13 protein-coding genes are annotated in these 13,875 nt (G+C 61.8%); 7 read left to right on the top strand and 6 right to left on the bottom strand.

Features of this window, described 5'->3' with window-relative positions; all coding sequences use genetic code 11:
• Positions 1-38: 38 nt before the first annotated feature.
• Both I3253_RS12020 and I3253_RS12015 read left to right on the top strand, forming a co-directional pair.
• A complete protein-coding gene (locus I3253_RS12020) occupies positions 39-1,346 on the top strand; it encodes an HlyC/CorC family transporter (RefSeq protein WP_197917920.1) in 1,308 nt (435 codons plus the stop codon).
• Positions 1,347-1,602: 256 nt separating this feature from the next.
• Complete coding sequence (locus I3253_RS12015; RefSeq protein WP_197917919.1) at positions 1,603-2,475, top strand: DMT family transporter; 873 nt, start codon at positions 1,603-1,605, stop codon at positions 2,473-2,475.
• Between the two features lie 284 nt (positions 2,476-2,759).
• On the opposite strand, the gene I3253_RS12010 is transcribed toward I3253_RS12015, so the two are convergent.
• Positions 2,760-4,301, bottom strand: coding sequence for a sensor histidine kinase (locus tag I3253_RS12010; protein ID WP_197917918.1), 1,542 nt, complete (start codon positions 4,299-4,301; stop codon positions 2,760-2,762).
• 321 nt (positions 4,302-4,622) lie between these two features.
• On the opposite strand from I3253_RS12010, the gene eno reads away from it, so the two are divergent.
• Positions 4,623-5,897, top strand: coding sequence for a phosphopyruvate hydratase (gene eno, locus I3253_RS12005; RefSeq protein WP_197917917.1), 1,275 nt, complete (start codon positions 4,623-4,625; stop codon positions 5,895-5,897).
• Positions 5,898-5,949: 52 nt separating this feature from the next.
• On the opposite strand, the gene I3253_RS12000 is transcribed toward eno, so the two are convergent.
• Entirely contained in the window at positions 5,950-6,240 is a 291-nt protein-coding gene (locus I3253_RS12000) for a DUF1330 domain-containing protein (RefSeq protein ID WP_197917916.1), read from the bottom strand.
• A 19-nt stretch (positions 6,241-6,259) separates the two neighbouring features.
• Positions 6,260-6,508, bottom strand: coding sequence for a DUF1330 domain-containing protein (locus I3253_RS11995; protein WP_197917915.1), 249 nt, complete (start codon positions 6,506-6,508; stop codon positions 6,260-6,262).
• 127 nt (positions 6,509-6,635) lie between these two features.
• Here I3253_RS11995 and I3253_RS11990 point away from each other — a divergent pair, with 127 nt between their 5' ends.
• Positions 6,636-7,073 (top strand): cupin domain-containing protein, encoded by a 438-nt coding sequence (locus I3253_RS11990; RefSeq protein ID WP_197918090.1) that lies wholly within the window; start codon positions 6,636-6,638, stop codon positions 7,071-7,073.
• Between the two features lie 10 nt (positions 7,074-7,083).
• Here I3253_RS11990 and I3253_RS11985 read toward each other — a convergent pair whose 3' ends face one another.
• Positions 7,084-8,190, bottom strand: coding sequence for an anhydro-N-acetylmuramic acid kinase (locus tag I3253_RS11985; RefSeq protein WP_197917914.1), 1,107 nt, complete (start codon positions 8,188-8,190; stop codon positions 7,084-7,086).
• A 63-nt stretch (positions 8,191-8,253) separates the two neighbouring features.
• Between I3253_RS11985 and tyrS the strand changes: the two genes are divergently transcribed.
• On the top strand, positions 8,254-9,501 hold the full coding sequence (tyrS, locus tag I3253_RS11980; RefSeq protein WP_197917913.1) for a tyrosine--tRNA ligase: 1,248 nt from the start codon (positions 8,254-8,256) through the stop codon (positions 9,499-9,501).
• Positions 9,502-9,681: 180 nt separating this feature from the next.
• A complete protein-coding gene (locus I3253_RS11975; RefSeq protein ID WP_197917912.1) occupies positions 9,682-10,437 on the top strand; it encodes an SDR family oxidoreductase in 756 nt (251 codons plus the stop codon).
• A 128-nt stretch (positions 10,438-10,565) separates the two neighbouring features.
• Here the strand turns inward: I3253_RS11975 and I3253_RS11970 are convergent, their stop codons facing one another.
• Positions 10,566-11,066 carry a GNAT family N-acetyltransferase gene (locus tag I3253_RS11970; protein WP_232237022.1) on the bottom strand — a complete coding sequence of 167 codons (501 nt, stop codon included), beginning with the start codon at positions 11,064-11,066 and terminating at the stop codon, positions 10,566-10,568.
• Positions 11,067-11,274: 208 nt separating this feature from the next.
• Between I3253_RS11970 and I3253_RS11965 the strand changes: the two genes are divergently transcribed.
• Entirely contained in the window at positions 11,275-11,802 is a 528-nt protein-coding gene (locus tag I3253_RS11965) for a hypothetical protein (protein ID WP_232272151.1), read from the top strand.
• Between the two features lie 226 nt (positions 11,803-12,028).
• Here I3253_RS11965 and I3253_RS11960 read toward each other — a convergent pair whose 3' ends face one another.
• Positions 12,029-13,846, bottom strand: coding sequence for an ABC-F family ATP-binding cassette domain-containing protein (locus I3253_RS11960; RefSeq protein ID WP_197917910.1), 1,818 nt, complete (start codon positions 13,844-13,846; stop codon positions 12,029-12,031).
• Positions 13,847-13,875 lie beyond the last annotated feature (29 nt).

Below are 13,875 nucleotides of genomic sequence, written 5' to 3'. Positions count from 1 at the left end.
TGCCCCCATAACCCAACAGGTACAAACAGGTCAGGACCATGGACGCCACCACCGCCACATTCGACAGCGCATTCTGGATCACCGCCGGGGCCATCGTTGCCCTTCTGGTGCTTTCCGCCTTTTTCTCGGGCAGCGAAACCGCGCTCACCGCCGCGTCGCGCGGCAAGCTGCGCACACAGGCCGACAAGGGCAACCGCGGCGCCGAACGCGCGCTTGCCATCACCGAAGACAACGAACGCCTGATCGGCTCGGTGCTGCTGGGCAACAATCTCGTCAACATCCTTGCCGCGTCGTTGGCGACCGCGCTCTTTACCCGGGCCTTTGGCGAAAGCGGGGTGGCGCTGGCCACTCTGGTCATGACGCTTCTGGTGCTGATCTTTGCCGAGGTGCTGCCCAAGACCTATGCCATCACCGCGCCCGAAATCGCCGCTGCCCGCGTTGCGGGGATCATCGGGTTTGTCGTGCGCGTCTTTGCCCCGGTCGTGTCGGCCGTGCGCCTGCTGGTGCGCGGTGTGCTGCGCGTCTTCGGCGTGCAAACCGATCCTGACAGCCACATCCTGGCCGTGCGCGAGGAAATCGCCGGCGCGATTCAACTGGGCCATTCCGAAGGCATCGTCGAAAAAGAGGACCGAGACCGCATCCTGGGCGCGCTGGACCTGTCCGAACGCGCGGTCGAAGAGATCATGCTGCACCGGTCCGGCATCGAGATGATCAACGCCGACAGCGACCCGGCCCAGATTCTGGCCCAATGCCTTCAAAGCAATTACACGCGCCTGCCCGTGTTCAAGAACGAACCTGAAAACATCATCGGCGTCGTGCATGCCAAGGATCTGTTGCGCGCCATGCACAGCCAGATTTCCGAGTCCAGGGGCAGCCTGTCGGACCTGACCAATTTCGACATCACACAAGTGGCGAAAAAGCCCTACTTCATTCCCGAAACCACCTCGCTGGACGATCAGATGCGCCAATTCCTGCGCCGCCGGTCGCATTTTGCGCTGGTGGTGGACGAATATGGCTCGCTCCAGGGGCTGATCACGCTTGAAGACATTCTCGAAGAGATCGTGGGCGAGATCACCGACGAATTCGATCCCGACGCCGAACACCCTATCGGCAAGTCCGAAGATGGCCAGTTCCTTGTGGACGGCGCCATGACGATCCGCGACCTGAATCGCGCGACCGACTGGAACCTGCCCGATGACGAGGCCAACACCATCGCCGGGCTGGTGATCCACGAAGCCCAGATGATCCCCACCGTGGGACAGGTGTTTTCCTTTCACGGCTTCCGGTTCGAGGTGACGGGGCGCACCGCAAACCGCATCACCGCGCTCAAGATCCGCCCTCTTTGATCCCCGGCATATGGGACAGTGTTTGGGGTTTGATCCCATGGACCGGCAAGCCCCCTGCCACGTCTCGATTGCCGGAAACCATCCTGAGCTGAATTGGCGTTCGCGCCACGAAGGGCAAAGCCCCTTCACTTGTCGTGATGGGCACCCCGCCAAAAGATGGGCACCCCGCCAAAAATTGATAACATGTTCGGTAATCCGGCTTGCTCCCTGTAGGCCTCTGGCGCCACATGAGCGAAACCCGGTTCGGAGCGCGCGCATGAACAACCTGCAAGGCATATTTCTGGTGATCGGCGCAATGCTGGGGTTCGCCCTGGGCGATGTATTCGTCAAGCAGCTGTCCGCCACCCTGCCCACCGGGCAGATTCTTCTGACCATGGGCGCGGTTTCGGCAGTGATTTTTGCCGCGCTGGCCCGCGCCACAGGCGCCCGCGTGACCGCGCCAGCCGCCTGGAGCCCGATTCTGGTGTTCCGGGCCGTCACCGACGGGTTGTCCGCCCTGTTCTTCATGTCGGCGCTGGCCTTCAACGAGCTTTCCATCGTGGCCTCGGTTTTCCAGACGCTGCCGCTGGTCATAACGCTGGGGGCTGCCCTGTTTCTGGGCGAAAAGGTCGGCTGGCGCCGATGGAGCGCGATTTGTATCGGCTTTCTTGGGGTGCTGCTCATCATCCGCCCCGGTCTGGATGGGTTTGACCCAAATGTCCTTCTGGTTCTGGGCGCGGTGGTCACGATTGCCGCGCGCGATCTCATCACGCGGCGGGCCGATGTGTCGGTTTCATCCCATGTGCTGGCGGTGCAGGGCATGACGGCGCTGTGTATTGCCGGAGCCATTCTGCTGATGTTCGGCCCGCGCGATCTGGCCCCGATGCCTGTCCCTGTGCTGGGGCTTCTGGCCGGGGCGGTCGTGTTCAACGCGCTGGGCTATTGGGGCATTGTCACCGCGATGCGGGTGGGCGAGGCGTCAATCGTCGCGCCGTTCCGCTATTCACGGCTCATTTTCTCGGTTGCGGGTGGCATGATCGTCTTTGGCGAACGCCCGGACGCGCTTACCTATTCCGGCGCGGCGCTGGTCATCGCCTCGGGTCTTTACACATTCCTGCGCGAACGTCGCCAGGCGCCCGGCGGCCCCTGACCGTCCGGCGCCACCCCGGCTTAGGGTCAGGACCCATTAATCTTGCGCCACTGGTTTGACAGATTTGCTGTCTGGCTACGTACAATGCCGCAGGAATAGTGGTTCTATTTCAAGGCATTGAAAGGACGTCAGGCGGCAAATCCGTCAAATCCGTAGGACGCCAAATCCACTTCATTTCAGCGGCTTGGCACGCTTGGAAATAGAGCCACTATTTCCGGCGCGCGCCAAACCCCCGATATTTCGTGGATTTGGCGCCAGTGGTGCAGGATTAATGGGTCCTGACCCTAATGGTCGATCAGCGGGAATTCCACCCAGAACGTGGCGCCTGCTTTCTCGGTATTGAAGAAACCGATCGTCCCGCCCATGTCATGCGCCATGCGCTGCGAGATCGGCAAACCCAACCCGGTGCCCCGCACCGTGCGCTTGTCATCCGACTGTCCCTGCGTGAACTTGCGAAACATGCGCCCTTCCAGCTCGGGCGGCACCCCCGTGCCCTGATCCGTCACCGATATCCGCAACGCCCGGTTCCTGAGCCGCACCTGAAGGCGCAGGCTGCCATCATCCGGTGAAAACTTGGCGGCGTTCGACAGCAGATTGGCCAGGATCTGGCCCAGCCGCGCCGCGTCCACATGCAGCACCGCCCCGGCAAGCCGCCCGGGCATGTCGATCACCAATGCCTGATCCGGCTTCAGATAGCCCTCCATGGCCGCTGCCGCATCCTGAATAATCGGCCCTACCAAAGCGTTGTCCATCTCGTATTTCAAGGCGCCGGCTTCCAGCGATTTCAGATCCAGCAAGTCATTGACCAACGCCAGCAACGTGTCACAGCCCCGCTCCGCCACGCCCAGCATCTTGCGGGCCGGGTCGCTCACCGGCCCGATGCCGCCGCTGTTGACCAGCTTGATCGCCCCCATGATCGAGGTCAGCGGCGTGCGCAGCTCGTGGCTGACCGTGGACAGGAACTCGTCCTTCTGCTGCTCTGCCTTCACGCGGTCGGTGATATCCGAACACTGGAACAGGAACCGCACATTCTCGTCCTTGTCGAAAAACCGCACCCCCTTGACCAACACATGCCGCCGCGACTTGTCCTTGCACAACAGCGCCGTTTCAAAGGTGATGTCTTCGGTCTTGCCGGAATAGAATTCCTGTTTGCGGCGCACTTCGTCCGGGTCCATGTCAAACCAGACCAGCTTCATCAGATTCATGCCCAGAACCTCGGTCTGCGTATATCCCAGCATGTCGCTGAATACGCGGTTGCAATCCTGAACCCGGGCATTTTCGGAAAACACGGCCATGCCGACCGGCGAGTATTTCAGCATGAGCCGGTTGCGCTCGTTGGTTTCCATGGCGATCCGGCGCGTGGTTTTCTCGGCGGTCACATCCACATGCGTGCCCGCAAGCTGAAGCGGTCTGCCGTCCTCGCTCCACTTGATGATACTTGCATTGGTCTCGATCCAGACCCAGTGACCGTCGTCATGGCGCAACCGGACCGTGCTCTTGTTGTGGGGCACCCGCCCTTTCATCACCTCCCGGTCAAGCGCCTGCATCCGGTCCCGGTCGTCGGGATGCAACCGCTTCAACCACTCGGTCTGCGGCTCGATATCCGCATCCGGCGCCAGCCCGATCATGGTTTTCCAGGTCGGCGAAACCCGGGACTTGCCCGTTTCAAGATCGATGTTGAACAATCCAACACCCGAGGATTCCAGGATTTCAAATACCGTATCCGTGTCCAGCAACATTGACGATCCCGCCCGGTGTCCTGCACCGTCGCCCTGTCCGGCGCGGCTGCGCCTTGTGTTGCTGTTATCCTCACGGGCATCGCTCATAGCCAACCTGCCATCTCATTGCCCTGGCGAAGTCGATCCGCCAGATTGTGCCCCCCCGGATGTGTTCAAGCGTAACAAACTTCAGGGATGTATCAATGCCCGGCTTTTCAACTTCTCGTATATTTTTCCGCGCCCATCTTTCCGGCAACACTTGCGCGCAATTCCGGCGCGCTCCGTGCCACGCCCCACCATCGCGCCAACATGTCGCTGTCAGCGCTAACGCGCGCCCAATTTGCCGTTAGCGCTATCATTGCCGGTTTACTTTCCCCCCGCCCCTGCTATAGCTGCGCGCAAACCTTTGGCCATTTCAGGGACCGCACCATGAGCACCATTATCGATATCCATGCCCGTGAAATCCTCGACAGTCGCGGCAACCCCACCGTCGAAGTCGACGTGATCCTCGAAGACGGCACCATGGGCCGCGCCGCCGTGCCCTCGGGCGCCTCCACCGGCGCGCATGAGGCCGTTGAAAAACGCGACGGAGACAAGTCCCGCTACATGGGCAAGGGCGTTCTGGAAGCCTGCGCCGCCGTCAATGGCGAGATCGCCGAGGCGCTGGTGGGCATGGACGTGACCGAACAGGTTGCCATCGATGCCGCGATGATCGAGCTTGACGGCACCCCCAACAAAAGCCGCCTGGGCGCCAATGCCATCCTGGGCGTCAGCCTTGCCTGCGCCAAGGCGGCGGCCGATTTCACCGCCCAGCCGCTGTTCCGGTATGTCGGCGGCACCTCTGCCCGTGTCCTGCCGGTGCCGATGATGAACATCATCAACGGTGGCGAACACGCCGACAATCCGATCGACATTCAGGAATTCATGATCATGCCCGTTTCGGCCGCAAATATCCGCGAGGCCGTGCGCATGGGCGCCGAAGTGTTCCACACCCTGAAAAAGGAACTGTCCGCCGCCGGCCTGTCCACCGGCATCGGTGACGAAGGCGGGTTTGCCCCCAATATCGGCTCCACCCGCGCGGCGCTCGATTTCATTCAGTCCTCGGTCGAAAAGGCCGGATACAAGCTGGGCGAAGACATCTACCTGGCGCTCGATTGCGCCTCGTCCGAATACTACAAGAACGGCAAATACGAGCTGAAGGGCGAAGGCAAATCGCTCACGTCGCAGGAAAACGCCCAATACCTGGCCGATCTGTGCGCCGATTATCCGATCATCTCGATCGAGGACGGCATGGACGAAGACGATTGGGAAGGCTGGAAACTGCTGACCGACAAGATCGGCGACAAGGTGCAACTGGTTGGCGACGATCTTTTCGTGACCAATCCCCTTCGCCTGGCGGACGGCATTGCGCAAGGCGTCGCCAACTCGATGCTGGTCAAGGTCAACCAGATCGGCAGCCTGACCGAAACGCTGCAAGCCGTCGAAATGGCCCACCGCGCGCGCTATACCAATGTGATGAGCCATCGCTCGGGCGAAACCGAAGATGCCACCATCGCCGATCTGGCCGTCGCCACCAATTGCGGCCAGATCAAGACCGGCTCGCTGGCCCGTTCCGACAGGCTTGCCAAATACAACCAGCTGATCCGCATCGAGGAACTGCTGGGCGAAACCGCGCAATATGCGGGCCGCTCGATTCTGAAATAGACACGGGCACATTGGGCCTTCTGACACCCCGCGCACCCGCGCGGGGTTTTGTCTATGAAATCCCTTCCACCAGGATCAAATCGGTTTCCGCCGCCTGTTCACGCACCGCCCGCGCCGCCGTGTACGCATCAGATTCATAAAACCCGCGCGCCTGTGCAAGGCTGTCGAACTCGATGACAATGGACACGCCCCTTGCCCCGCCTTCGCGGTGATCGATCTCGGGATTTCCAACCAGAACCCGCCCGCCGTAATCGGCGATTGCCGGCGTGGCCATACGGCGGAACTCTGCGAATTTTTCGGTGTCATGCACCCGGATATGGGCCACCAGATAACCTTTGGGCATGTTTCCCCCTGTATTACGGTCAATGTGTGGTTGGTTTGCGGGCCGCCGCATAGGCGTCGGACTCAAAGAACCCGCGCGCCTGTGAAATACTGCCAAACCGCACCACCATCATCTGCGGCGCTTTGTGCGCGGCCCCGCCTTGCGCCCGCGCCGATGCCACGTGTTTCCCCTGAAACGCATCAACCACTGGCTGGGTTCTTGTACGATACTCATCAAAATCCGCGCTGCCTTGCTCCCGCGAGCGCGCCACCATATACACAAACGTCATTGCAAAACCTTTTCACCAATTACCCGCCCAGCATACACCAAACGCGCGTCATTTTCACCCTCACCGCCCGATGCCGGGCCGTCCACTCACGAACCCACTGGCCTTATGTGATAAAATCGGAATGACCATGACCGCTGCCGAGATCATTTCCCGCCTGAACCTCGCCCCCCATCCCGAAGGAGGCCACTACCGCCAAACCTGGGCCGCCCCCGCCACACCCGGCGCGCGCCCTTCGGCAACCGCGATCTATTTCCTGCTGGCCGCCGGGGAATACTCGCACTGGCACCGCGTCGATGCCACCGAGATCTGGCTGTTCCATGCCGGCGCGCCGCTTGTGCTGTCCCTGTCGGATACCGATCATGGCCCGGCGCGCGACCACCTGCTGGGCCCCAACCTTGCCACAGATCACGCGCCACAAATGATCGTGCCCCCGCATCACTGGCAATCCGCCCACAGCACCGGCGACTGGACCCTGGTCAGCTGTACCGTGTCGCCCGGCTTTCAGTATTCCGGCTTCACCCTGGCCGAACCCGGTTTCGACATTCCCCGCGCACCAAAATCCTGATGAGGGCAGGTTAGTCCGGCACGCTCACCGTGCCCCCGCCCACCAGCGCCCGCACCCCGGTTGTCGTGGGACAAGAGGTGGGCAGCCCCCGCGCCACCCGCACCGCCAGATAGGCAAAGGCCTGCGCCTCCAGCATATCCCCATCCAGGCCGACATCCTCCACAGGCGCCACCGGACAATCCAGCGATACGGACAGCATTTCCATCAGCACCGGGTTCAGCCGCCCGCCCCCCGTCACCAGAACCCGCCCGGGCGGCGCGGGGCAATGCTGCATCCCCTGCGCCACCGCCGCGGCACACATCGCCGTCAGCGTCGCCGCGGCATCCGCGTCCGACAACTCGCTCACCAATTCTATCATTTCTGAAAAATCGTTCCTGTCCAAAGACTTCGGAGGCATTCTTGAGAAATACGGCTCCGCCAGAAACAGTTCCAGCGCCCCGGTTTCCACGCGCCCGCGCGCCGCGATCCGCCCGTCCTCGTCAAACGCAATCCCCCGTCGCTGGCGCAACAGATCATTCAGCGGCGCATTCGCCGGCCCCGTATCAAACGCCAGCAACGCGCCGGCCTCCTGCGCCGCCGCCTTGCGCGGGTCCACCCATGTCAGGTTGCCCACCCCGCCCAGGTTCAGGAATGCCAGCGGCGCCGTCGCCCCCATCCAGCGCGCGCAGGCAAAATGGAAAAACGGCGCCAAAGGCGCGCCCTCACCGCCCAGCTTCACATCCGCGCTGCGGAAATCCCACACCACCGGCACCCCCAGTGCCCCGGCCAGAACCTGCCCGTCCCCCACCTGCAACGTCCCGCGCCCGCGCGGAGCGTGCGCCAGCGTCTGGCCGTGAAATCCCACCAGATCCACGCCCTCGAATTCTCCCAGAACCTCCCGATGCGCCGCCTCCACAACCTGCGCCGCCGCAGCCACCTGTGGCCCGTCCCATCGCCCCAGCGCCGCCATCAGCACCGCCTGTTCCTGACGCGTATAGGCCCGGTACCCGGTCTCGCCAAACCCGAGAATATCCTGCCCGTCCGTCACCACCACGGCCGCGTCCACCCCGTCCAGCGACGTGCCCGACATCGCCCCCAGCGCGCGCACCGGTCCACCCGTATCTGCGGCCTTCAACATGGCCTTTTCCTTCTGCTCATCCACCCCTATACACGGGCGCGACAAACATACGGGACGCAGACCATGACCTACCAGCCCAAATCGGATTTCCTTGCTGTCATGCTGGAACGCGGCTTTGTCGCCGATTGCACCGATTACGCCGGGCTGGACGACGCCCTGACCAAAGGCGTTGTGCCGGGCTATATCGGGTTTGACGCCACCGCCAAATCCCTCCATGTCGGCTCGCTGATCCAGATCATGATGCTGCGCTGGCTGCAAAAAACCGGACACAAACCGCTCACCCTGATGGGCGGTGGCACCACCAAGGTGGGCGACCCCTCCTTCCGCGCCGACGAACGCCCCCTGCTGACCCCCGATCAGATCGACGCCAACATCGCCGGCATCAAACAGGTCTTCGCCAAATATCTCAGCTATGGCGACAGCGATACCGATGCGCTGATGCTCAACAACGCGGAATGGCTCGACGATCTCAACTACCTGGAATTCCTGCGCGACATCGGTCGCCATTTCTCGGTCAATCGGATGCTCAGCTTTGAATCGGTGAAATCGCGCCTTGATCGCGAACAGTCTCTGTCATTCCTCGAATTCAACTACATGATTCTCCAGGCCTATGACTTCCTCGAACTCAACCGCCGCTACGGCTGTCTGGTTCAGTTCGGCGGCTCGGATCAATGGGGCAATATCGTCAACGGCATCGACCTCACCCGCCGCACCGATGACACCCGGATCTTCGGTCTCACCTCCCCCCTGCTCACCACGTCGGACGGCAAGAAAATGGGCAAATCCGCCGATGGCGCGGTCTGGCTCAATGCCGACATGCGCGCGCCCTACGAATTCTGGCAGTTCTGGCGCAACACCACCGACGCCGATGTCGGCCGTTTCCTCAAACTCTATACAGAGCTTCCGGTAGACGAATGTGACCGGCTTGGACAATTGGCCGGCTCGGAAATCAACACGGCCAAAGTCATCCTCGCCAACGAAGTGACAACCCTCTGTCACGGGGCGAATGCCGCCGCCGCCGCCGAAACAACCGCGCGCGAAGTCTTTGAAAAAGGCGGCGTGGGCGACGACCTGCCCACCCTCACCCTCACCGCCGCAGACCTGCCCGCCTCCATCGTGCAGCTGATCGTGAAATCCGGCCTCGCCAATTCCGGCAAGGAAGCCAAACGCCTGATCGCCGAAAACGGCGCCCGGATCAACGACGCCCCGCTCACCGACGCGGGCCTGATGATCGACGCGCCCGCGCTGTCAGCCCCAATCAAGCTTTCGGCGGGCAAAAAACGCCACGCGCTGGTGCAACTGACCACCTGACCGCGCCACAAGCACAGGTCCCTTCCTTCATTTTGCCATAAATACTCCGGGGGAGTCCCAGCCCCGCTGGGACGGGGGCGGCGCCCCCACGCCCTCGCGACGCCGCGAAACACTGGACAGAAGCCCTTTTCCCGCATTATCTGAACGTATGTTCATTTCATGACGCCAGAGGAGAGCCCCATGAAACTCGAAACCACCCGCGCCATCATCACAGGTGGCGCCTCCGGTCTGGGCGCGGCCACCGCCCGCCACTTTGCCGCCAACGGCGCCAGCGTCGCTCTGTTTGACCTCAACGAAGACCTGGGCACCGCCCTGGCCAGCGAACTGGGCGGCACCTTCCACAAGACCGATGTCACCGACGAGGCCAGCGTCGCCGCCGCCATTGCCGCCGCGCGCAAAGCCATGGGCACCATCACCGCCTGCGTGAACTGTGCCGGCATTGCCCCCGCCGCCACCACGCTCGGCAAGAACGGACCGCACCCTCTGCACACGTTCCAGCAAACCATCGACATCAACCTTGTTGGCTCCTTCAACGTCGCCCGTCTTGCTGCCCAGGTCATGGCCGAAAATACCCCCGAACCGGACGGCGCGCGCGGTGTGATCATCAACACGGCCTCGATTGCCGCCATGGATGGCCAACGCGGCCAGGCCGCCTATGCCGCTTCCAAGGGTGGTATCGTCGGCCTGTCGCTTCCGATGGCCCGCGATCTGGCCCGCTCCGGCATCCGCGTCATGGCCATTGCGCCCGGTATCTTCCTCACGCCGATGCTTCAGGGCCTGCCACAAGAGATTCAAGACCAGCTGGCCAATGATGTCACCTGCCCCAAACGGCTGGGCGACCCGTCCGAATATGCCCGCCTGGCCGGGTTCATCGTGGAAAACGGCTATCTCAATGGCGAGGTCATCCGCATCGACGGCGCGTTGCGGATGCAGTGAAAAACAATTGCCTCAGACCGGACGGCGCGGCATTTGCTCTGTCCGGTCACGTCCAGACGGGCCCACCCCCTCTCAGGACACCTTCCGCTGTCCCCCACCGGGCACCGCCTTTTGCCCAGGCTTCCGGCTCAGGCGTTCGGCAAGTCCCTCATCATTTCATGCCACTGGCCCCCACCATGCTCTGATGCGGAAGGCTTCGCATAGCAAAACCCGAACCTCTCATAAAGTGGCACATGATGCTCTCTGCACATGAGATGGATGGACTTTTTCCCGAGAGAGATCATACGTTTGACGAATTCATCCATAAGCGCCCCGGACAGGCCACGCCCCTGAAACACCGGATCCACCACAACGGACATGATCACCACATGCGCCGCCGCCGGATCATGCCCGATCAACTCCTTGAAATCGTCGTCAGACATTTCAACATCGTGGGCACAGCCGCTGTTGATAAATCCGGCAATCGTGGCATCGACTTCAAGAACCAGAAAGCCTTGCGGATAAGCGCCAATGCGCCTGGCGATCTTTTCAAACGTGGCCGCCTCTTCGCCGCCATAGGCCGCGGCCTCGATGTCGAAACAGCGCGACGCATCCGTTGGCACGGCATTGCGAAATCGTCGTATGGTCATGGCCCTGTTCTACTCGCCGGAAACGATATCACATGCTAACGGATCAGCCCCCAAGAAACCAGATTGCACGGGGCCGCCGCATCGCAAGCAATTCTTCCCCACGTCTCTTGCCTCATCCCCCGGCGTCCCTCACAACCGTGCCATGCCCCTCCAGAACCGCGTTCAACCGACCTCGGAGATCATCGCACACCCCGCGCGCGGGGCTTTCATGGGCAATCGTGGCATCCTGCACGATGAACATGGCCTGACCCGCCGCCGCTGGCGTCACAAGGCATGGGTCTGCTGCCTGACCCGTTTCAAGGGCCGTAAACGCCCGCTCATGGTCCCGGGGCACTACACGGAACTGTTCTTCCATGACGAGGCTGTCGCCCTCGCCGCTGGCCATCGCCCCTGCGGCGAATGCCGCCGAACTGCCTACCGAGCCTTTCTCCATGCCACCGGGCATTCCGGCTCCATCTCCGAATTCGACACCATTTTGCATGCGGCCCGCGCTATTCCGCGTCGCTTTACGCAACGCCGTTATGACGCCGAGGCCGCAACGCTCCCTGACGGCGCGTTCATCCTGACGGAAGCCGGCCCCGCCCTGATCTGGCACGACGCTGTTTGTCCCTTCCGCCCTTCAGGCTATGCCACACCGCAACCACGCCCCGCTGGGCACGTCACGGTCCTGACCCCATTGCCCTCTCTCAAGGCTCTGCGCGCCGGATACATCCCGCAAATCGGCCTTCCCGACTGAACCTTGCCAAAAAACCCATATCCGTCCACGCGCCATTTCGATCCGTATGCCTGGCGCCCAAGGCACCACCCGCTCCACTTTAAGCGCGAAACCTTACCAAACCCTTGCGCACGCGCGGTTAACCGCCGGTGCCCTGGATGTCCGAACCGATGCAATACCGACGCAATACCGACGTGCTGCCGACGCGCGACTCCCTGAAAAACAAGGGCGTTAACCTTTGAGTCTCTCAGGCTCCCGAATCTTCCGCCTTTTCCGCAAGTTCAAGCCACTCTTCCTCTGCTTCCGCCAGCGCCTTCTGGCGCTCCACAAGCGCTTCCGTCGCCTTCCGGAACTTCACAGGCTCCTTGGAGAACAATTCGGGATCGGCCATGAACGCTTCCAGCCTGGCAATCTCCGCCCCCAACCGATCCATCACCTCCGGCAATGCGTCCAGCCGGTGTTTCTCGGTAAAGCTCAAGCCCTCCCTAGCTGCTTTCTCCTGCTTGACCTTCTCCGCTTTCGGCACTGTTTTTACAGCATTTTTTTCCGGAAAATCCTGCCCACGCTGACGGCGATAATCGCTCCATCCCCCGGCATAAATCACCGCGCGCCCAGTACCGTCCATCGCTACCGTTGTCGTGGCCACACGGTCCAGAAAATCCCGATCGTGGCTCACCAGAAGCACGGTGCCGTCGTAGTCGTCCAGCACCTCCTGCAACAGGTCGAGCGTTTCCACATCCAGGTCATTTGTCGGTTCATCCAGCACCAACAGGTTGCTTTCCCTGGCCATCAGCCTCGCCAAAAGCAGACGTGCTTTCTCACCCCCGGATAGAGACCTCACAGGCGCGCGCGCCTGCCGTTCGTCAAACAGAAATTCCTTAAGATAACCAACAACATGCTTGGGGTTGCCGCGCACCATCACCTGATCGGCCTTGCCCGAAACCCGCATCTCCGGATCGCCCGTCAGGCTGTCCCACAAGGACAACTCCGGGTCGAGCTTGCTGCGCGCCTGATCAAACACAGCCGGCAACAGGCCAGTGCCCTGTGTCACCGTGCCTTCATCCGGCGTCACCTCGCCCATCAGCATCTTGATCAGCGTCGTCTTGCCAACTCCGTTGGGTCCGACAAACGCAACCCGATCACCGCGCTGCACCGTGATCGAAAAATTCCGCACGATATGCTTGCCGTCAAAACACTTGGACAAACCTCTGGCATCAATCACTTTTCTTCCCGATTTCGGCCCCGAAGTCAAATCCAGCGCCGCCGCGCCTTGTCGCTGAATCATCGACGCCCGCACAGCCCGCAATTCTTTAAGCGCGCGCACCCGTCCCATGTTCCGCTTGCGCCGCGCGCTGATCCCCTCTACGGCCCACCGCGCTTCCGCCTTGATCTTGCGATTCATCTTGTGCCGCGCGGTGTCTTCCTCATCCCATATCTTGTCGCGCCAGGCTTCGAACCCTTCAAATCCCTTTTCACTTCGACGCACCATACCCCTGTCAATCCAGAGGGTTGCCCGCGTCAATTCACGCAAAAAGGCGCGATCGTGGCTGATCAGAACAAAGGCTGCCCGCGTTTCCTTCAGCTCTGCCTCCAGCCACCCGATCGCTTCGATGTCCAGATGATTGGTCGGCTCGTCCAGCAACATCAGATCATGCGCTTCGGCCATCAGCCGCGCCAGCGCCGCCCGCCGCCGTTCCCCGCCCGAGGCCGTCTGAACCGGTCGTGCTGGATCAAATTTCAATCCCTCCCCGGCTCGCTCCACCTTGTACATCTCGCCTGAATTCAGCCCCGCCGACGCAAAGTCTCCCAACGTGGAAAACCCAGTCATATCAGGGTCTTGCTCCATGTATCCCACGCTGGTTCCCGGCGGGACCACCATGTTGCCGTGATCCGGCTCCACCAGCCCGGCCATCACCTTCATCAAGGTCGACTTGCCCGATCCATTACGCCCCACCAGCGCCACCCGATCTCCGGGCTGCACCACAAGGTTCAGATCGTCAAACACCGGCTCCCCGCCAAAGGTCAGGGAAATGTCGCTCATCTGTAAAAGGGGTATACGTGCCATGTGCACCGGCTAAACCGCCGTGCCGATCC

Source organism: Thiosulfatihalobacter marinus (assembly GCF_016019955.1).
Classification (GTDB): Bacteria; Pseudomonadota; Alphaproteobacteria; order Rhodobacterales; family Rhodobacteraceae; genus Shimia; species Shimia marinus_A.
This window is presented reverse-complemented; position numbering and strand designations above follow the sequence as displayed.